This is a genomic window from Burkholderia sp. 22088 (assembly GCF_052045915.1).
In the GTDB taxonomy this organism is placed as follows: domain Bacteria; phylum Pseudomonadota; class Gammaproteobacteria; order Burkholderiales; family Burkholderiaceae; genus Burkholderia; species Burkholderia cepacia.
Genome location: NZ_JBQEPY010000001.1, coordinates 127,518 through 146,542, shown reverse-complemented (window position 1 = coordinate 146,542; position 19,025 = coordinate 127,518). Strand labels below are relative to the sequence as shown.

The window sequence follows — 19,025 nt, the reverse complement described above, 5'->3', positions numbered from 1 at the left end:
GCCTTGGTAACCATGACACAACGATATCGGCTCACCTCAACCGTGAATATAAGACAAGTCCGAAAATACCCCGAGATCGCCTGAATTTGACCGGAATTGACGTTTGAATACCGTCAATTGCCGGAAATCGCACTCAGGTCAGCGACGTATCGACGATGCGGCGCGGTGTTTCGAGATACTCCTTCGACTGCATCTCGACGATGCGCGAGACCGTACGCGCAAACTCGTTGGCCATCGGACCTTCGACGTACAACTGCTCCGCCGGCACCGCCGCGGACATCAGCAGCTTGACCTTGTGGTCGTACAGCACGTCGATCAGCCACGTGAAGCGGCGCGCTTCGGACGCCATCCGCGGCGACATCTGCGGCACCTCGGACAGCACGATCGCGTGGAACCGGCTCGCGAGTTCGAGATAGTCGTTCTGCGAGCGCGGGCCGCCGCACAGCGTCGCGAAATCGAACCACACGACGCCGTCCGCCTTGCGCAGCGCCTTCAGCTCGCGCTTCTCGATATGCAGGAGCGGGCTTTCATCGGGTACCGCCGCGAGCTTGCCGAACGCATGGCGCAGTTCGCGATCGGCGTCCGCGCCGAGCGGCGTGTGATACATCTTCACCTGCGCGAGCGTGCGCTGGCGATAATCCACGCCCGCGTCGACGTTCAGTACGTCGAGCTTGTCCTTGATCAGCGCAATCGCCGGCAACATGCGGTCGCGATGCAGACCGTCCGGATACAGGTCGTCAGGATCGTAGTTGGACGTCATCACGAACTGCACGCCGTTGTTGAACAGGCGGTCGAGCAGACGGTACAGGATCATCGCATCGGCAATGTCCGACACGTGGAACTCGTCGAAGCAGATCAGACGGTAGCGCTTCGCGATACGCCGCGCGAGTTCGTCGAGCGGATCGGCCTGCCCTTTCAGTTCCTCGAGCTCGCGGTGTACTTCGCGCATGAATTCGTGGAAATGCAGGCGCGTCTTGCGCTGCACGGGCACGACCGCGTAGAAGCTGTCCATCAGGAAGCTCTTGCCGCGACCGACGCCGCCCCACATGTAGACGCCGCGCGGGAGGTCGGGATGATTGATGAGCTTCTTGAATGCGTTCGAGCGGCGCGCCTTGTACTCGACCCACTCGTCGAAACATTGCTGCAGGCGATCGACGGCCGCGCGCTGCGCGGGATCGGACTGATAGCCGCGCGTGGTCAGCTCGCGCGTGTAGTATTCGGTGACGTTCATCGGGCAAACCGGAAAAAACGAAGGCGGACGGGAAACCCCGCCCGCCCTCGTCATGAGACGGCTGCGCCGGCCGATGGCCGGCCGGCGCTATACCGCGCTCAGCTGTTCAGCGAGCGCTTGTCGACGGCGAGCGCCGCTTCGCGCATCACTTCCGACATCGACGGGTGCGGATGGCAGATACGGGCGATGTCTTCCGACGCCGCCTTGAATTCCATCGCCACCACGGCTTCCGCGATCAGGTCCGACGCGTTCGCGCCGATCACGTGCACGCCGAGCAGTTCGTCGGTCTTCGCATCCGCGATCATCTTCACGAAACCGTCCGGCGCGTTCATGCCGAGCGCGCGGCCGTTGATCGAGAACGGGAACTTGCCCGACTTGATCTCGCGGCCTTCCGCCTTCAGCTGCTGCTCCGTCTTGCCGACCCATGCGATTTCCGGGTACGTATAGATCACCCAAGGAATGCAGTTGTAGTCGATGTGCGGCTTCTGGCCGTCGATCACTTCCGCGACCAGCACGCCTTCGTCTTCCGCCTTGTGCGCGAGCATCGGGCCGCGCACCACGTCGCCGATCGCGTAGACGTTCGGCACCGCCGTGCGGCAGTGGTCGTCCACGTCGATGAAGCCGCGCTCGTTCGCCTTCAGGCCGATTGCCTCGAGGCCGAGGTTGTCGGTGTTCGGCACGCGGCCGACCGACACGATCAGGCGGTCGGCGTCGAGCGTCTGCGCGTTGCCGTCCTTGTCCGTGTAAGCGATCGACACGCCGTCGGCGGTCGTCTTCACTTCGCCGATCTTCACGCCGAGATGGATGTCGAGGCCCTGCTTCTTGAACAGCTTGGCCGCTTCCTTCGCGAGCGCTTCGTCGGCTGCGCCGAGGAATGCCGGCAGCGCTTCGAGCACCGTCACTTCGGCACCCAGGCGACGCCACACCGAGCCGAGCTCGAGGCCGATCACGCCTGCGCCGATCACGGCGAGCTTCTTCGGCACGGAGTCGAACGTCAGCGCACCTTCGTTGTCCGACACGATCTTGTTGTCGACCGGGATGCCCGGCAGGTGACGCGCCTTCGAGCCCGTCGCGATGATCACGTTCTTCGCGGTGACGACTTCGGTTTCACCCTCGCCGCTCACTTCGATCTGCACGCCGGCGTCGGTCTTGCCGGTGAACTTGCCATGGCCCTTCAGCCAGGTGATCTTGTTCTTCTTGAACAGGAACTCGATCCCGCTCGTCATCTTCTCGACGATCGCGTCCTTGCGGCCGAGCATCTTCGCGACGTCGATCTTCACGCCGTCGACCGTGATGCCGTGGTCGGTCAGGTGATGCGACGCGTTCTCGAACTCTTCCGACGACGCGAGCAGCGCCTTCGACGGGATGCAGCCGACGTTCAGGCAGGTGCCGCCGAGCTTCAGCGCGCCGGCCGGGTTTTTCCACTTCTCGATACAGGCAACGGTCTTGCCGAGCTGCGCGGCACGAATCGCGGCGATGTAGCCGCCGGGGCCGGCGCCGATCACGACGACGTCAAATTCCTTGGACATGACAATCCTTTCTACTTGTACGCCTGCACGTTCGCGCGCGGGCGCGAACGTGCAGAACGGGTCGATGCAGTGAGACTCGGCTTACAGGTCGAGCAGCAGGCGTGCCGGATCTTCCAGCGCATCCTTCATCGCGACGAGCGACAGCACGGCTTCGCGGCCGTCGATGATGCGGTGGTCGTACGACAGCGCGAGGTAGTTGATCGGACGGATCACGATCTGGCCGTTTTCAACGACCGGACGCTCCTTCGTCGCGTGCACGCCGAGGATTGCCGATTGCGGCGGGTTGATGATCGGGGTCGACAGCATCGAGCCGAACACGCCGCCGTTCGAGATCGAGAACGTACCGCCCGTCATTTCCTCGATCGACAGCTTGCCGTCCTTGGCCTTCTGGCCGAATTCGGCAATCTTCTTCTCGATCTCGGCGAGGCTCAGCTGATCCGCGTTGCGCAGGATCGGCACGACGAGGCCACGCGGCGAGCCGACGGCGATACCGATGTCGAAGTAGCCGTGGTAGACGATGTCGTTACCGTCGATCGACGCGTTCACGAGCGGGAACTTCTTCAGTGCGTGGACAGCGGCCTTCACGAAGAACGACATGAAGCCGAGCTTCACGCCGTGTTCCTTCTCGAACTTGTCCTTGTACTTGTTGCGCAGCTCCATGACCGGAGCCATGTTGACTTCGTTGAACGTCGTCAGGATCGCGTTGGTCTGCTGCGATTCGAGCAGACGCTCGGCGATACGCGCACGCAGACGCGACATCGGCACGCGCTGTTCCGGACGGTCGTTGAGCCACGTCGTCGCCGACGCCGGCACCTTCACTTCCGGCAGCGACGGCTTCGCCGCGGCCTTTGCCGGTGCGGCAGCCGGAGCGGCCTTCGGTGCGCTGCCTGCGGCCAGCGCGTCGCCCTTCGTGACGCGGCCGTCGCGGCCCGAACCTGCGACGTCGCCTGCCGACAGGCCCTTCTCGGCCAGCAGCTTCGATGCGGCCGGCGATGCCGTAGCCGAGCTCGATGCCGTTGCGGTAGCCGGCTGTGCTGCCGGTGCGGCTGCAGCAGGCGCTGCGGCCGGCTTGACTTCGGCCGCGCCCGCAGCAGCTTCGGCTGCACCTGCCTTCGCTTCCGTATCGATCGTAGCGATCAGTTGATCGGCAACGACGGTGTCACCGTCGTTCTGCAGCACTTGCGCGAGCACGCCCGCGGCCGGTGCCGGCACTTCGAGCACGACCTTGTCGGTCTCGAGTTCGATCAGGATTTCGTCCTGCGCGACTGCTTCGCCCGGCTTCTTCTTCCACTGCAGCATGGTGGCTTCCGAAACCGACTCCGAAAGCTGGGGGACTTTGACTTCTACGATAGCCATGTGATTTTCCTGGATGCTTAATCTGGGTAATGACGAGGTTCGTGCGATTCCTTCGGCCGGTGCGGCGCGCAGCGCGCCCGGCGGGCCAAAGGAGACGGGAAAGCGCGCTGCGCCTTCCCGTTTCGCTTCCGTCGGTTATTTCGCGATCGATGCGCTCTTCAGGCGGCCGAAAGCACCTTCGATGAGGGCCTTCTGCTGCTCGTAGTGCTTCGCGTAGTAGCCAACCGCCGGCGAGGCCGAAGCCGGACGGCCGCTGTATGCCAGCTTCTGCCCTTCCTTCATGCCTTCCTTCAGGTGGTGCTCGACGTAGAACCAGGGGCCCTGGTTCTGCGGCTCGTCCTGCACCCAGACCACTTCAGTCGCGTTCTCGTACTTCTTCATTTCGGCTTCGAACTGCTTGTGCGCGAACGGATACAGCTGCTCGATACGGATGATCGCGACGTCGTTCGCCTTCGCTTCGCGGCGATGTGCGACGAGGTCGTAATACACGCGGCCCGAGCATGCCAGCACGCGCTTGACCTTCTTCGCGTCGATACCGCCGTCGGTTTCGCCCAGCACCGGCTGGAACGAACCCTTCGCGAGCTCCGACAGGTCCGACACGGCTTCCTTGTGGCGCAGCAGCGACTTCGGCGTTGCGACGATCAGCGGCTTGCGGAACAGGCGGATCATCTGGCGACGCAGCAGGTGGAAAATCTGCGCCGGCGTCGTCGGTTGAACGACCTGCATGTTGTGATCGGCACACAGCTGCAGGAAACGCTCGATACGCGTCGACGAGTGTTCCGGACCCTGGCCTTCGTAGCCGTGCGGCAGCAGCATCGTCAGACCCGACACGCGACCCCACTTCACTTCACCCGACGAGATGAACTGGTCGATCACGACCTGCGCGCCGTTGACGAAGTCGCCGAACTGGGCTTCCCACAGCACGAGCGTGTTCGGCTCGGCGGTCGAGTAACCGTATTCGAAGCCCAGCACCGCTTCTTCCGACAGCACCGAGTCGATCACCGTGAACTTCGCCTGACCGTCGGCGATGTTCTGCAGCGGCACGTACGTGCCGTCGTTCCAGCGCTCGCGGTTCTGGTCGTGCAGCACCGCGTGACGGTGCGTGAACGTGCCGCGGCCCGAGTCCTGGCCCGTCAGGCGCACCGAGTAGCCCGATGCGACGAGCGACGCGAACGCGAGGTGTTCACCCATGCCCCAGTCGAGCGGCTGGTCGCCACGCGCCATGTTGCGGCGGTCGTTGATCACGCGCTCGACGAGCGGGTGAACCTTGAAGTTTTCCGGGACCGTCGTGATGCGTTCGCCCAGGCGCTTCAGTTCGGCGAGCGGCACGGCCGTGTCGGCTGCATCCGTCCACTTGCGGTTCAGGAACGGAACCCAGTCGACCGCGTACTTGCTCTTGTAGTTCGACAGGACCGGATCGACCGTGTGGTGACCGTCGTCCATCGCCTTGCGGTACGCCTTCACATAGTTGTCGGCGTCTTCCGCGGTGATCACGCCCTGCTGCACGAGCTTCTCGGCGTACAGCGCACGGGTGCCCGGGTGCTGTGCGATCTTCTTGTACATCAGCGGCTGCGTGACCGCCGGCGTGTCCTGCTCGTTGTGACCCAGCTTGCGGAAGCAGACGATGTCGATCACGACATCCTTGTGGAACTGCATCCGGTAGTCGATCGCGATCTGCGTCGCGAGGATCACGGCTTCCGGATCGTCGCCGTTCACGTGCAGCACCGGCGCCTCGATCATCTTGACGACGTCGGTACAGTACAGCGTCGAGCGCGCGTCGCGCGGGTCGGACGTCGTGAAGCCGATCTGGTTGTTGATGACGATGTGCAGCGTGCCGTGCGTGCCGTAACCGCGCGTCTGCGCGAGGTTCAGCGTTTCCATCACGACGCCCTGGCCAGCGAAGGCCGCGTCGCCGTGGATCTGCACCGGCAGCACCTGCAGGCCGTCTTCGTCGCCGCGACGGTCCATCCGCGCCTTCGCGGAACCTTCGACCACCGGGTTCACGATTTCGAGGTGCGACGGGTTGAACGCGAGCGACAGGTGGACCGGGCCGCCTTCCGTCGACACGTCCGACGAGAAGCCCTTGTGGTACTTCACGTCACCTGCCGGCAGGTCGTCGACGTGCTTGCCTTCGAATTCGGCGAACAGGTCGGCCGGCATCTTGCCCAGCGTGTTGACCAGCACGTTCAGACGGCCGCGGTGCGCCATGCCGATGATGATTTCCTGCACGCCGCGCTTGCCCGCGTGCTGGACGACTTCGTCCATCGCCGCGATGAAGCTTTCGCCGCCTTCGAGCGAGAAGCGCTTCTGGCCGACGTATTTGGTATGCAGGTAACGCTCGAGGCCTTCGGCGGCCGTCAGGCGATTCAGGATGTGCTTCTTCTCGTCTGCCGAGAAGTTCGGCGTCGCACGGGTCGATTCCAGACGCTCCTGCCACCAGCGCTTCTGTTCCGGGTCGCTGATGTACATGTACTCGGCGCCGATCGTGCCGCAGTACGTGTCACGCAGGCCCTTGACGATGTCGCGCAACGAAGCCTGGTCGAAACCGAAATACAGGTTGCTTGCGCTGTACGTCTGGTCGAGGTCGCCTTCGGAGAAGTCGTAGAACGCGGGTTCGAGTTCGGGAATGGCGGGACGTTCGCGACGCTTCAGGGGATCGAGATTGGCCCATTGCGAGCCAAGGAAGCGATAAGCGCTGATGAGGGACTGCACGTGCACTTGCTTGCGCGCTGCAGCAAGGTTGGTGCTGCTTTCGCGCGGGATGAAGGCATTGGCCTTCGCACGCTCGGCGAACGATTCGACGATCGGGAAATGAGCGACGTCATTGGCATTCGAGCCGTCCGTTGCAGGCACGTTCTGCAGCGCGTCGAAATACTCTCGCCAGTTCTCCGGCACCGATGCCGGATTGTTGAGGTATGCATCGTACAGTTCTTCAACGTACGAAGCATTGCCGCCGAACAGATAGGAGTTCAGCTGAAACTGCTTCATTACATCTGACATTTTACGCTCACCTTTCTTCGAGCTTCTCGAGAAATAGCGGGTTACTCAACCTTCCGCGACACGGCCTGACCGTTTAGCGGATTGCGAATCAAGTCTTGCTTGGAAGGACCTAAAACTTGCGTGCGCGCAGCATATCACAGAACCGATACCGGAGTTCACGGCGAAATGTGCCTGAAAGCACCGCGCGACGGGGTTTTGCCGGATTGCCACAACCCGCGGGAACAGTGTTTTGCAGCGCCCCCGATTGCACATCAGGCAGATGCAAAAAAGGCCACCCGAAGGCGGCCTTTCTCGTCCCGCACGGGAACGATCGATGCTTAGTCGACCGCGCCTTCGCGGCTCGCGCGGCGACGCTCGTGCTCCTTCAGGAAGCGCTTGCGCAGGCGGATCGACTGCGGCGTCACTTCGACGAGCTCGTCGTCGTCGATGAATTCGACCGCGTACTCGAGCGACATCTGGACCGGCGGCACCAGGCGCACGGCTTCGTCGGTGCCCGACGCGCGCACGTTGGTCAGCTGCTTGCCCTTGATCGGGTTCACGACGAGGTCGTTGTCACGGCTGTGGATGCCGATGATCATGCCCTCATAGAGCGCATCGCCCGGCTTCACGAACATGCGGCCGCGATCCTGCAGCTTCCACAGTGCGTAGGCCACGGCAGCACCGTCGTCCTGCGAGATCAACACGCCGTTGCGGCGCTCGAAGACCGAACCATCCTTGACCGGTGCGTACGAGTCGAAGATGTGGCTCATCAGGCCCGTGCCGCGCGTGAGCGTCAGGAATTCGCTCTGGAAGCCGATCAGGCCACGCGCCGAGATCTTGTACTCCAGACGCGTGCGGCCACGGCCGTCCGACGCCATGTCGAGCATCTCGCCCTTGCGGCGACCGAGCTCTTCCATCACGCCACCCTGGTGCTCGTCCTCGACGTCGACGGTCAGCAGTTCGTACGGCTCGTGACGCACGCCGTCGATTTCCTGCATCACGACGCGCGGACGCGACACGGCCAGCTCATAGCCTTCACGGCGCATGTTCTCGACGAGAATCGTCAGGTGCAGTTCGCCGCGGCCCGACACTTCGAACACCGTTTCGTCGCCGGTGTCCTTCACGCGCAGCGCGACGTTGTGGTTCAGTTCCTTCATCAGGCGGTCGCGGATCTGGCGGCTCGTGACGAACTTGCCTTCGCGGCCAGCGAGCGGCGACGAATTGACGAGGAAGTTCATCGTCAGCGTCGGCTCGTCGACGGTGATCATCGGCAGCGCTTCCGGCGTATCGACCGCACAGATCGTCGCGCCGATGCCGACGTCTTCAATACCGTTGATCAGCACGATGTCGCCCGCTTCGGCGGATTCGACCTGCACGCGCTCGAGGCCCGTGAACGACAGCACCTGGTTGATCTTGCGGTTCAGCACTTCGCCTTCCGGGCCGAAGCGCATCGCGACCGGCTGGCCCGGCTTGATGCGACCGCGCGTGATGCGGCCGACGCCGATCCGGCCGACGTACGTCGAATAGTCGAGCGACGTGATCTGCAGTTGCAGCGGCGCGTCCGGATCCGCCGGACGGACCGGCACGTGCTCGAGGACTGCCTCGAACAGCGGGCGCATGTCGCCTTCGCGCGCGGCCGGGTCGAGCGACGCATAGCCGTTCAGGCCCGATGCGTAGACGATCGGAAAATCGAGCTGCTCTTCGGTTGCGCCGAGCTTGTCGAACAGGTCGAAGGTCTGATTGATGACCCAGTCGATCCGCGCACCCGGACGGTCGATCTTGTTGACGATGACGATCGGCTTCAGGCCGAGCGCCAGCGCCTTCTTCGTGACGAAGCGCGTCTGCGGCATCGGGCCCTCGACCGCGTCGACGAGCAGCAGCACCGAGTCGACCATCGACAGCACACGCTCCACCTCGCCGCCGAAGTCCGCGTGCCCCGGCGTGTCGACGATGTTGATGTGCGTGCCTTCGTACTCGACCGCGCAGTTCTTCGCGAGAATCGTGATCCCGCGCTCTTTTTCGATGTCGTTCGAGTCCATCACCCGCTCCGCAACCTGCTGGTTCTCGCGGAAGGTGCCGGACTGGCGGAGCAGTTGGTCGACGAGCGTGGTCTTGCCGTGGTCGACGTGGGCGATGATGGCGATATTGCGAAGGGCGCGGGTCATAGAAACCTGGAAATCGTTTGAACGCGCAAAAGCGCCCGCTCGTTTTTCACGGGCGCGCGCATTGCAGCTTGGAAAGCCGCAAATTATAGCACGTGAGAATGTCGGTAACCGACGGGCACGTTGCAACGCAGCAGGCAGGCAGGCGCACCCTCCTCTCGAACGCGCCAATCCGTCGAAGCCCGTGTCGCCGTCGGGCACAAAAACCTTATTGATATGAGGGATTTTTGAGACGCAAAGCGCGCCCCTTGCCGTTCGATTAACATTTGCCGCGGCAAGCAACTGTGCCTATACTGCTGCCTAGTCAACTATTGCAGCTTCAGGGTTTTATGTCGGATTCTTCTACCCCATCCCCCGTTTCACCGCTGTCCTCGTACCAGATGAACGACAGCGTCGGTTATCTGATGTCGCGCGTGAAGTCGGTGATGACCAACCTCGTCACGCAACGCACGCAGGAAGAGCTCGGCATCACGGGCACGCAGGCGAGCATGCTGTTCATGATCGCGGTCGGCAAGTGCTCGACGGCCGCCGAGCTTGCCCGCGAGTACGGGATCGACGCGAGCGCAGTCACGCGCCTGCTCGACCGGGTCGAGAAGCGCGGCCTGCTGTCCCGTGTCCGCAGCATCGAGGATCGACGTGTCGTGCGCCTCGAGCTGACCGACGAAGGCCGTGCGCTCGCCGAACGGCTGCCGCCGATTTTCCGCAGCGTGCTCGACCAGGTGCTGGATGGGTTCACGCCGGAAGAAGTCGGGTTCCTGAAGAGCATGCTGCGCCGCATTCTCAGCAACTATTGCGAGACCGCCGGCGGCAGCATCACGTAATAGTTGCCATAACAATTACTTTTGACAGATTAATGTAAGGAAATCCTTGCAGTGTCCATCATTCATTCCGAGTCAGGGATCAGCGCGATGAAATCCTCCCCGTTGTCCGTGCGCGCCGGGTCGTGCCGCACCGCCGTCGCCGTCGCGGTCGCCGCACTGGCGCTGGCGGGCTGCGCGAACTACATCGGCATCAAGAGCGACAAGCAGATCGCCCCCGCGTCGCAATTCGAATCCGCCCAGAGCCTGCCGGCCCAGGGCGGCCAGTGGCCGGCGCTCGACTGGGCCAGCCAGTTCGGCGATCCGCAGTTGCCGAAGCTGATCGACGAAGCCCTGCAGGGCAATCCGTCGATCGCTCAGGCACAGGCGCGCATCGCAAAGGCGTCGTCGTACATCGAATCGTCGCGTTCGAACCTGATGCCCAAGGCGGAAGCCAGCTATTCGTGGACGCGTGAGCTGTATTCGTCGAACGCGCTGTTCCCGCCGCCGTACGGCGGCCAGTGGTACAGCGAGAACAACGCGCTCGCGAGCGCGTCGTGGGAACTCGACCTGTGGGGCAAGAACCGCGAGCGCCTGCACACCGCCGTGTCGCAGGAAAAGGCGGCCGAAGCCGACATGCAGCAGGCACGCATCACGCTCGCGTCGTCGGTCGCACGCACCTACAACTCGCTCGCGCAGCTCTATGCGCTGCGCGATATCGCCCAACGCGAGATCACCAACCGCGAGACGGTCGGCAAGATCACCGACGGTCGCGTGTCGGCCGGCCTCGACACCAACGTCGAACGCCAGACGGCCCGCGGCAATATCGCGACGACCCAGGCTTCGCTGTCCGATCTCGATGGGCAGATCACGACGGTGCGCTACCAGCTCGCGGCACTGCTCGGCAAGGGCCCGGATCGCGGGCTGCAGATCGCGGCGCCCGTGATGAACCCGAGCGGCGATGTCGCACTGCCCGGCAACCTGCCGGCCGATCTCGTCTCGCGCCGCCCCGACATCGTCGCCGCGCGCTGGCAGGTCGAAGCCGCGATGCACGACGTGAAGGAAGCGAAGGCCGAGTTCTACCCCGACGTGAACCTTGCTGCCGGTTTCGGCTTCGATGCGTTCGGCTGGGGCAAATTCCTGAACTTTGCGAGCCGCCAGGCGCAATTCGGCCCGGCGATCCACCTGCCGATTTTCGACGCCGGCGCGCTGCGCGCGCAGCTCAAGGGCCGCTACGCGGACTTCGACCTGTCGGTGGCGAACTACAACCAGACGCTGATCAGCGCGCTGAACGACGTCGCGACGCAGGTCGCGTCGATCCGCGCAGTCGATCGCCAGATGGGCGATGCGCAACGCGCCCTCGACGCATCGACGCGCGCATACGACCTCGCGGTCATCCGCTACAAGGCCGGCCTGTCGCCGCAGCTGCAGGTGCTGACCGCGGACAGCAACCGCCTCGCATCGGAGCAGACGGTGACCAACCTGAAGATGCGCCGGCGCGACATGCAGCTTGCACTGATCAAGGCGCTCGGCGGCGGATTCGACGCGACCGGCACGCCGCTTGCCGCGCCCGATGCCGACAAGCCGACAAAACAGGCCGCCAACTGATCCGGCGCCACCACTACGCAGACACTCGAAATAACGGACGGAGAAAATCGCCATGAGCGACCAACAAAACGCCGCCAGCGCGCAGCCGCAGAACAACGGCAAGCGCAAACGGATGATGACGCTGCTCGTCGCGGTCATCGTGATCGCGGCCATCGCGTATGGCCTGTACTACTTCCTCGTCGCCCGCTTCCATGAAGGGACCGACGACGCGTACGTGAACGGCAACGTCGTGCAGATCACGCCTCAGGTCACCGGCACCGTGATCGCGGTGAAGGCCGACGACACGCAGACGGTGAAGGCCGGCGATCCCCTCGTCGTGCTCGACCCGGCCGACTCGCAGGTCGCGCTGCAGCAGGCCGAAGCCAATCTCGCGCAGACGGTGCGCCAGGTGCGCGGCCTGTTCGTCAACGACGACCAGTATCGCGCGCAAGTCGCACTGCGCCAGTCCGACCTGTCGAAGGCCGAGGACGACCTCCGTCGCCGCGTGGCCGTCGCGCAGACGGGCGCCGTGTCGCAGGAAGAAATCTCGCACGCACGCGACGCCGTGCGCGCCGCCCAGGCATCGCTCGACGCCTCGCAGCAACAACTCGCGTCGAACCGCGCGCTGACCGCAAACACGACGATCGCATCGCATCCGAACGTGATGGCCGCAGCCGCGAAGGTTCGCGACGCGTACCTGGCGAACGCGCGTAACGTGCTGCCCGCACCGGTCACCGGCTATGTCGCGAAGCGCTCGGTGCAGGTCGGCCAGCGCGTGTCGCCGGGCACGCCGCTGATGTCGGTGGTGCCGCTGAACGCAGTGTGGGTCGATGCGAACTTCAAGGAAGTCCAGCTCAAGCACATGCGCATCGGCCAGCCGGTCGAACTGACGGCCGACATCTACGGCTCGTCGGCGGTCTATCACGGCAAGGTGGTCGGCTTCTCGGCAGGTACGGGCTCGGCGTTCTCGCTGCTGCCGGCGCAGAACGCGACGGGTAACTGGATCAAGGTCGTGCAGCGCCTGCCGGTGCGGATCGAACTCGATCCGAAGGATCTCGCCAAGCACCCGCTGCGCATCGGCCTGTCGATGCAGGTCGACGTGGACATCAAGGACGAACGCGGCGACCAGCTCGTGAACGCACCGAACACCGTCTACGAGACCAATGTGTTCGCGAAGTACGGCGACGAAGCCGACGCCGAAATCGCCCGCATCATCGCCGAGAATGCCGGCGGCAACGCACCGGCGCCGGCTGCGGCGAAGTCGAATGCCGTCGCGAAGATGATGTAACCGCTCCGACTCCGGAAAGACAACCGACATGGCACAGGCACCTGTCTCTCACCCGCCCTTGCAGGGCGGGCAGCTCGTGATCGGGACGATCGCGGTATCGCTCGCGGTGTTCATGAACGTGCTCGACACGTCCATCGCGAACGTCGCGATCCCGACCATCTCGGGCGACCTCGGCGTGTCGTCCGACCAGGGCACGTGGGTCATCACGTCGTTCGCAGTCGCGAACGCGATCTCCGTGCCGCTGACCGGCTGGCTGACCGACCGCTTCGGGCAGGTTCGCCTGTTCCTCGCGTCGATCATCCTGTTCGTGATTTCGTCGTGGATGTGCGGGCTCTCGCCCAACCTGCCGTTCCTGCTTGCGTCGCGCGTGCTGCAAGGCGCGGTGGCAGGCCCGATGATTCCGCTGTCGCAAGCGCTCCTGCTGTCGAGTTATCCGCGCGCCAAGGCGCCGATGGCGCTCGCGCTATGGGCGATGACGACGCTGATCGCGCCCGTTGCCGGCCCGATCCTCGGCGGCTGGATCTCGGACAACTACTCGTGGCCGTGGATCTTCTACGTCAACATCCCGGTCGGCATCGCCGCCGCCGCCGCGACGTGGGCGATCTACCGCAATCGGGAATCGGCCGTGCGCCGCGCCCCGATCGACGGCGTGGGCCTCGCGCTGCTGGTCGTCTGGGTCGGCTCGCTGCAGATCATGCTCGACAAGGGCAAGGATCTCGACTGGTTCGCGTCGACGACCATCATCGTGCTCGCGCTGACCGCAGTCATCGCGTTCGCGTTCTTCGTCATCTGGGAACTGACTGCCGAGCACCCGGTCGTCGACCTGTCGCTGTTCCGCATGCGGAACTTCACCGGCGGCACCGTCGCGCTGTCGATCGGGTACGGCCTGTACTTCGGTAACCTCGTGCTGTTGCCGCTGTGGCTGCAGACGCAGATCGGCTACACGGCGACCGACGCCGGTCTCGTGATGGCGCCGGTCGGGCTGTTCGCGATCCTGCTGTCGCCACTCACCGGGAAGTACCTGCCGCGCACCGATCCGCGCTTTATCTCGACGGCGTCGTTCCTGACGTTTGCGCTGTGCTTCTGGATGCGGTCGCGCTACACGACGGGGGTCGACGAATGGTCGCTGACGCTGCCGACGCTCGTACAGGGCATCGCGATGGCCGGCTTCTTCATCCCGCTGGTATCGATCACGCTATCGGGCCTGCCCGGCCACCGCATTCCCGCGGCATCGGGCCTGTCCAACTTCGTGCGGATCATGTGCGGCGGCATCGGCACGTCGATCTTCCAGACGGCCTGGGACCATCGCAACAACTTCCATCACGCGCAACTGGTCGAGCAGGCGAACGTCTACAACCCGACGTTCAACCAGGCCGTCACGCAGATGGGCAACCTCGGGCTGACGCGGGACCAGGCACACGGGCTGATCAACAACCTGGCCACGCAGCAGGCCGCGCAGCTCGGCGTGAACGACCTGTTCTACATCTCGGCGGCGATCTTCGTGCTGCTGATCGGGCTGATCTGGATCACGAAACCCGAGCGCTCGGGCGGTGGCGATGCAGGTGCCGCGGCATCGGCTGCACACTGAATACGCTGCCTGGACGCAAACAAAAAGCCCCGCTTCGTGAAGCGGGGCTTTTTCATTCCGACGGATGCGCGTTCGCGCGGCTGCGTCAGGCTGCCGTGACGACGAGCCGCTCCGGCGCCAATACGCCGTTTGCCTTGCGGGCCACGCCGAGCAGGCGAGTCGCGTCGTAGACGCGCACACGCCCGCCTTCGGTCGCGTCGATCGGGTCGAGCGACGACAGCGGCAAACGCTGCCCGTGCAGGAACCGCTTCGCGCTGGTTTCATCGAGACGAACCAGCGGAAACGTCGACAGCAACGCATCGACCGGCTGGAGCCACGCATCACGTGCCGCTTCGTCGGCATCGGACAGCGCATCGAGCGTTACCGCATGCTCGAGCGTCAGCGCGCCGACGCCCGTGCGCCGCAGCATCGTCAGATGCGCACCGCAACCGAGCGCCTCGCCGATATCCTCTGCCAGCGTGCGCACATAAGTGCCCTTGCTGCAGGTCACGCGAAACGTCACGTCAGGCAGGTCGCACGCGAGCAGGTCGAGGGCGAGGATCGTCACGTTGCGGCCCTCGCGCTCGACGGTTTGCCCCGCGCGCGCATATTCATACAGCGGTTTGCCATCGCGCTTGAGCGCCGAATACATCGGCGGCACCTGCACGATCTCGCCGGTGAAGCGCACCAGCGCGGCTTCCACCGCCGCACGGTCGCATTCGACGGGGCGCGTGTCGATCACCTCGCCTTCCGCGTCGCCGGTAGCCGTACGCTGGCCGAGACGCATCGTCGCTTCGTAGGTCTTGTCCGCTTCGAGCAGATCCTGCGAGAACTTCGTCGCCTCGCCGAAACACAGCGGCAGCAAACCCGAAGCCAGGGGATCGAGCGTACCGGTGTGACCGGCTTTTTTCGCGAGCAGCAGGCGCTTCGCGCGAATCAGTGCATCGTTGCTCGAAAGGCCGACCGGCTTGTCGAGCAGGAGGACGCCGTCCAGCACGCGCCGGGGCACGCGCGGACGTTGGGATGCTGCAGTCGTCATAGGCCGGTCGAGCTCAGTCGTCCTTGGTAGCCGCGTCGGCCTCGTCGTCGTCCTTCGCGCGCGTCGAGTTCGCTTCCTTGATCAGGCGCGACATTTCCACGGCCTTCTCGATCGTCTGGTCGTAGTGGAAATGCAGCGTCGGCACCGTATGGATGTGCAGGCGCTTGAACAACAGGTTGTGCAAGTGACCCGACGCGTGGTTCAGCGCTTCCTGCGTCTTGGCCGGATCGCCGGTCAACGCGGTGAAGTAGACCTTCGCGTGCGCATAATCCGGCGTGAGTTCGACGCTCTGGATGGTCACGATGCCGATGCGCGGGTCTTTGACCTCGCGCATGATGAGTTCGGACAGATCGCGCTGAATCTGGTCAGCGATCTGCACGTTGCGATTGGGGGAAGTACGTTTCCTGGACATGATCGATCCGTGATCCGTTTATCAGGATGAAGCGGCGGCCAGTGTTGGCGCGCCACCATGAAAATGGGCGGGACAGGCCCAAGCCTGCCCCGCCCATGAGCCGATGCGCGAGGATTACAGCGTACGCGCGACTTCGGTCACTTCGAAGACTTCGAACTGGTCGCCTTCGATGACGTCGTTGAAGTTCTTCACCGACATACCGCACTCGAAGCCTTGCTTCACTTCCTTCACGTCGTCCTTGAAGCGCTTCAGCGATTCGAGTTCACCCGTGAAGATCACGACGTTGTTGCGCAGCACGCGAACCGACGACGAGCGCTTGACGATACCGTCCGTGACCATACAGCCGGCGACCGTGCCGACCTTCGGCACCTTGAACACCTGGCGCACCTCGACCATGCCGGTGACGACTTCGCGCTTCTCCGGCGCCAGCATGCCCGACATTGCCGCCTTCACCTCATCCACTGCGTCATAGATGATGTTGTAGTAGCGGATGTCGATGCCGTTCGCTTCGGCCAGCTTGCGCGCCTGTGCATCCGCACGCGTGTTGAAGCCGATGATGACAGCCTTCGATGCCGTTGCGAGGTTGACGTCGTTTTCGCTGATGCCACCCACCGCGCTGTGCACGATCTGCACGCGCACTTCGTCGGTCGACAGCTTGAGCAGCGACTGCACGAGCGCTTCCTGCGAGCCCTGCACGTCCGCCTTGATGATGAGCGGCAGGTTCTGCACTTCGCCTTCGCCCATCTGCTCGAGCATGCTTTCCAGCTTCGCGGCCTGCTGCTTCGCCAGCTTCACGTCGCGGAACTTGCCCTGACGGAACAATGCGATTTCACGCGCCTTGCGCTCGTCCGGCAGCACGATCACTTCCTCGCCCGCGCCCGGCACTTCCGACAGACCCTGGATTTCGACCGGGATCGACGGGCCGGCTTCCTTGGTCGGCTTGCCGTTCTCGTCGAGCATCGCGCGCACGCGGCCGTAGGCCGTACCCGCCAGCACGATGTCGCCGCGATTCAGCGTACCGGACTGCACGAGGATCGTCGCGACCGGGCCCTTGCCCTTGTCGAGCTTCGCTTCGATCACGATACCCTTGGCCGGCGCTTCGACCGGTGCCTTCAACTCCAGCACTTCGGCTTGCAGCAGCACGTTCTCGAGCAGATCGTCGATGCCCGCGCCCGTCTTTGCCGACACCGGCACGAACGGCGAATCGCCACCGTATTCTTCCGGCACGACGCCTTCCGCGACCAGTTCCTGCTTGACGCGATCGGGGTTCGCTTCCGGCTTGTCGATCTTGTTGATCGCGACGACGATCGGCACACCACCCGCCTTCGCGTGGGCAATGGCTTCCTTCGTCTGCGGCATCACGCCGTCGTCGGCTGCCACCACCAGCACCACGATGTCGGTCGCCTTCGCGCCGCGTGCACGCATTGCCGTGAACGCTTCGTGACCCGGCGTATCGAGGAACGTGATGACGCCACGCGGCGTATCGACGTGATACGCGCCGATGTGCTGCGTAATGCCGCCCGCTTCGCCTGCGGCAACCTTCGCGCGGCGGATGTGGTCGAGCAGCGAGGTCTTGCCGTGGTCGACGTGACCCATCACCGTGACGACCGGCGGACGCGGCAGTTGCTCGGCGTCGGTACCGGTTTCGCCTTCGACGAGCAACGCTTCCGGATCGTCCAGCTTCGCGGCAACCGCGCGGTGGCCCAGTTCCTCGACGACGATCATCGCCGTTTCCTGGTCCAGCACCTGGTTGATCGTGACCATCTGGCCCATCTTCATCATCACCTTGATGACTTCGGAGGCCTTGATCGACATCTTGTGCGCGAGATCGGCAACCGACACGGTTTCCGGCACGTGTACTTCACGGACGATCGGCTCGGTCGGCGCCTGGAAGGACGATGCACTGTCCTGGTGACGGCCACGCCCCTTCGGGCCGCCGCGCCAGCCGCGGTCGACGCCGCCGCTCGAATCGCCGCGCGTCTTGATGCCGCGACGCTTCGACGCGTCGTCCTGCCAGCCGCCCTTGCCTGCGCCCGGCTTCTTGTTGCGGTCGCCCGCGCCTGCCGGCGCCTGCGTCGTTGCTGGTGCCGCACCGGCCGGCTTCTTCACGGCCGGACGCGCCTGCGCACCTTCCGGCTTTGCCGGCTTGTGCAGCGTGCCCTTCGCTTCGGCCGGCTTCGGCGGCTCGACCGGCTTCGGCGGCTCGACTGCCTTGACGACGGCCTTGCGCGGCGTGTTCATCATCTCGCGAATCGCACGCGCTTCGGCTTCTGCCGCCGCACGGCGCTTGCTGATCTCTTCCTGCTCGGCACGCGCCTTGTCCGCTGCCTCGCGGGCAGCGTCTTCAGCCTTCTTCGCCGCTTCGCGCTGCGCCGCACGTTCGGCGGCTGCGCGCGCCTCGTCCTGCGCGGACTGCGCCGATTGCGGAGTCTCCGCTTCCTGTTCGGCAGCAGCAGCCTGCTGTGCCGCTGCCTGCTGCTGTGCCGCCGCAGCTTCGGCCGCGGCACGCTTCGCCGCCGCTTCTTCCTCGGCGCGACGGCGCTCGGCTTCGGCCGCTTCCTCGCGGGCCCGACGCTCCGCTTCCTCGCGCTCGAGGCGCTCCTGACGCTCGCGCAGTTCCTGCGCCTGCTTCTCGAGCAGCTCGGCCTCGCGGCGCGCTTCTTCCTCGCGACGCTTCAGTTCTGCATCGTCGTCCGCTTCGGCGACCTGCGCCTGACCCTGTTCCGCACCTTCGGCCACGTCGTCGCGCTTGACGAACGTACGCTTCTTGCGGACCTCGACCTGAATGGTGCGAGCCTTGCCCGTCGCGTCAGATTGCTTGATCTCCGACGTATGCTTGCGGGTCAGCGTGATCTTGCGCTTGTCGCCGTCGGTTGCGCCGTGCGACTTGCGCAAATGATCGAGCAGACGCGCCTTGTCCGTTTCGGACAGCGCATCGTCTTCACTCGCTTTCTGGACGCCCGCTGCCTGCAGCTGTTCGAGCAGCACACCAGCAGGCATTTTCAGTTCCGCGGCAAATTGGGCTACGTTGTTACTCGCCATTCATTCCTCTTAGTGCAAGGACCGATTCCTTGCGGT

The 19,025-nt window shown here is 64.3% G+C and carries 12 protein-coding genes; 4 read left to right on the top strand and 8 right to left on the bottom strand.

The window, feature by feature from the left end; genetic code table 11:
• Window positions 1-133: 133 nt before the first annotated feature.
• The 5 genes from zapE to typA form a co-directional block, all read right to left on the bottom strand.
• The gene (gene zapE, locus ACTJLD_RS00630; protein WP_027787679.1) at window positions 134-1,231 is read right to left on the bottom strand and encodes a cell division protein ZapE; all 1,098 of its coding nucleotides are present in this window, start codon (window positions 1,229-1,231) and stop codon (window positions 134-136) included.
• A gap of 98 nt (window positions 1,232-1,329) precedes the next feature.
• Window positions 1,330-2,760 (bottom strand): dihydrolipoyl dehydrogenase, encoded by a 1,431-nt coding sequence (gene lpdA, locus ACTJLD_RS00625; RefSeq protein WP_048020748.1) that lies wholly within the window; start codon window positions 2,758-2,760, stop codon window positions 1,330-1,332.
• 81 nt (window positions 2,761-2,841) lie between these two features.
• Window positions 2,842-4,116 (bottom strand): 2-oxoglutarate dehydrogenase complex dihydrolipoyllysine-residue succinyltransferase, encoded by a 1,275-nt coding sequence (gene odhB, locus ACTJLD_RS00620; protein WP_042977010.1) that lies wholly within the window; start codon window positions 4,114-4,116, stop codon window positions 2,842-2,844.
• Between the two features lie 135 nt (window positions 4,117-4,251).
• On the bottom strand, window positions 4,252-7,116 hold the full coding sequence (locus ACTJLD_RS00615; RefSeq protein WP_027787682.1) for a 2-oxoglutarate dehydrogenase E1 component: 2,865 nt from the start codon (window positions 7,114-7,116) through the stop codon (window positions 4,252-4,254).
• Between the two features lie 317 nt (window positions 7,117-7,433).
• The gene (gene typA, locus ACTJLD_RS00610; RefSeq protein ID WP_027787683.1) at window positions 7,434-9,260 is read right to left on the bottom strand and encodes a translational GTPase TypA; all 1,827 of its coding nucleotides are present in this window, start codon (window positions 9,258-9,260) and stop codon (window positions 7,434-7,436) included.
• Window positions 9,261-9,586: 326 nt separating this feature from the next.
• Here typA and ACTJLD_RS00605 point away from each other — a divergent pair, with 326 nt between their 5' ends.
• The 4 genes from ACTJLD_RS00605 (at window position 9,587) to ACTJLD_RS00590 (ending at window position 14,517) form a co-directional block, all read left to right on the top strand.
• A complete protein-coding gene (locus ACTJLD_RS00605; RefSeq protein WP_027787684.1) occupies window positions 9,587-10,078 on the top strand; it encodes a MarR family winged helix-turn-helix transcriptional regulator in 492 nt (163 codons plus the stop codon).
• Window positions 10,079-10,165: 87 nt separating this feature from the next.
• Window positions 10,166-11,662, top strand: a complete 1,497-nt coding sequence (locus ACTJLD_RS00600) for an efflux transporter outer membrane subunit (RefSeq protein WP_060196546.1) — start codon at window positions 10,166-10,168, stop codon at window positions 11,660-11,662.
• Window positions 11,663-11,714: 52 nt separating this feature from the next.
• Window positions 11,715-12,929: an HlyD family secretion protein gene (locus ACTJLD_RS00595; protein WP_060205595.1), complete on the top strand. Its 1,215-nt coding sequence runs from the start codon at window positions 11,715-11,717 to the stop codon at window positions 12,927-12,929.
• A 28-nt stretch (window positions 12,930-12,957) separates the two neighbouring features.
• The gene (locus ACTJLD_RS00590; RefSeq protein WP_021162400.1) at window positions 12,958-14,517 is read left to right on the top strand and encodes a DHA2 family efflux MFS transporter permease subunit; all 1,560 of its coding nucleotides are present in this window, start codon (window positions 12,958-12,960) and stop codon (window positions 14,515-14,517) included.
• 85 nt (window positions 14,518-14,602) lie between these two features.
• Here the strand turns inward: ACTJLD_RS00590 and truB are convergent, their stop codons facing one another.
• The 3 genes from truB to infB form a co-directional block, all read right to left on the bottom strand.
• Complete coding sequence (gene truB, locus ACTJLD_RS00585) at window positions 14,603-15,535, bottom strand: tRNA pseudouridine(55) synthase TruB (RefSeq protein WP_059700075.1); 933 nt, start codon at window positions 15,533-15,535, stop codon at window positions 14,603-14,605.
• Window positions 15,536-15,548: 13 nt separating this feature from the next.
• Entirely contained in the window at window positions 15,549-15,947 is a 399-nt protein-coding gene (gene rbfA, locus ACTJLD_RS00580) for a 30S ribosome-binding factor RbfA (protein WP_021162402.1), read from the bottom strand.
• A 114-nt stretch (window positions 15,948-16,061) separates the two neighbouring features.
• Window positions 16,062-18,989 (bottom strand): translation initiation factor IF-2, encoded by a 2,928-nt coding sequence (gene infB, locus ACTJLD_RS00575; protein WP_027787688.1) that lies wholly within the window; start codon window positions 18,987-18,989, stop codon window positions 16,062-16,064.
• Window positions 18,990-19,025 lie beyond the last annotated feature (36 nt).

What these genes read in the sequence shown, in the direction of transcription:
- ACTJLD_RS00605 (WP_027787684.1), top strand. Translation starts at nt 9,587, where the DNA reads ATGTCGGATTCTTCTACCCCATCCCCCGTTTCACCGCTGTCCTCGTAC.
- ACTJLD_RS00595 (WP_060205595.1), top strand. Translation starts at nt 11,715, where the DNA reads ATGAGCGACCAACAAAACGCCGCCAGCGCGCAGCCGCAGAACAACGGC.
- ACTJLD_RS00590 (WP_021162400.1), top strand. Translation starts at nt 12,958, where the DNA reads ATGGCACAGGCACCTGTCTCTCACCCGCCCTTGCAGGGCGGGCAGCTC.
- ACTJLD_RS00600 (WP_060196546.1), top strand. Translation starts at nt 10,166, where the DNA reads ATGAAATCCTCCCCGTTGTCCGTGCGCGCCGGGTCGTGCCGCACCGCC.
- ACTJLD_RS00615 (WP_027787682.1), bottom strand. Translation starts at nt 7,116, where the DNA reads ATGTCAGATGTAATGAAGCAGTTTCAGCTGAACTCCTATCTGTTCGGC.
- rbfA (WP_021162402.1), bottom strand. Translation starts at nt 15,947, where the DNA reads ATGTCCAGGAAACGTACTTCCCCCAATCGCAACGTGCAGATCGCTGAC.
- lpdA (WP_048020748.1), bottom strand. Translation starts at nt 2,760, where the DNA reads ATGTCCAAGGAATTTGACGTCGTCGTGATCGGCGCCGGCCCCGGCGGC.
- odhB (WP_042977010.1), bottom strand. Translation starts at nt 4,116, where the DNA reads ATGGCTATCGTAGAAGTCAAAGTCCCCCAGCTTTCGGAGTCGGTTTCG.
- zapE (WP_027787679.1), bottom strand. Translation starts at nt 1,231, where the DNA reads ATGAACGTCACCGAATACTACACGCGCGAGCTGACCACGCGCGGCTAT.
- typA (WP_027787683.1), bottom strand. Translation starts at nt 9,260, where the DNA reads ATGACCCGCGCCCTTCGCAATATCGCCATCATCGCCCACGTCGACCAC.
- truB (WP_059700075.1), bottom strand. Translation starts at nt 15,535, where the DNA reads ATGACGACTGCAGCATCCCAACGTCCGCGCGTGCCCCGGCGCGTGCTG.
- infB (WP_027787688.1), bottom strand. Translation starts at nt 18,989, where the DNA reads ATGGCGAGTAACAACGTAGCCCAATTTGCCGCGGAACTGAAAATGCCT.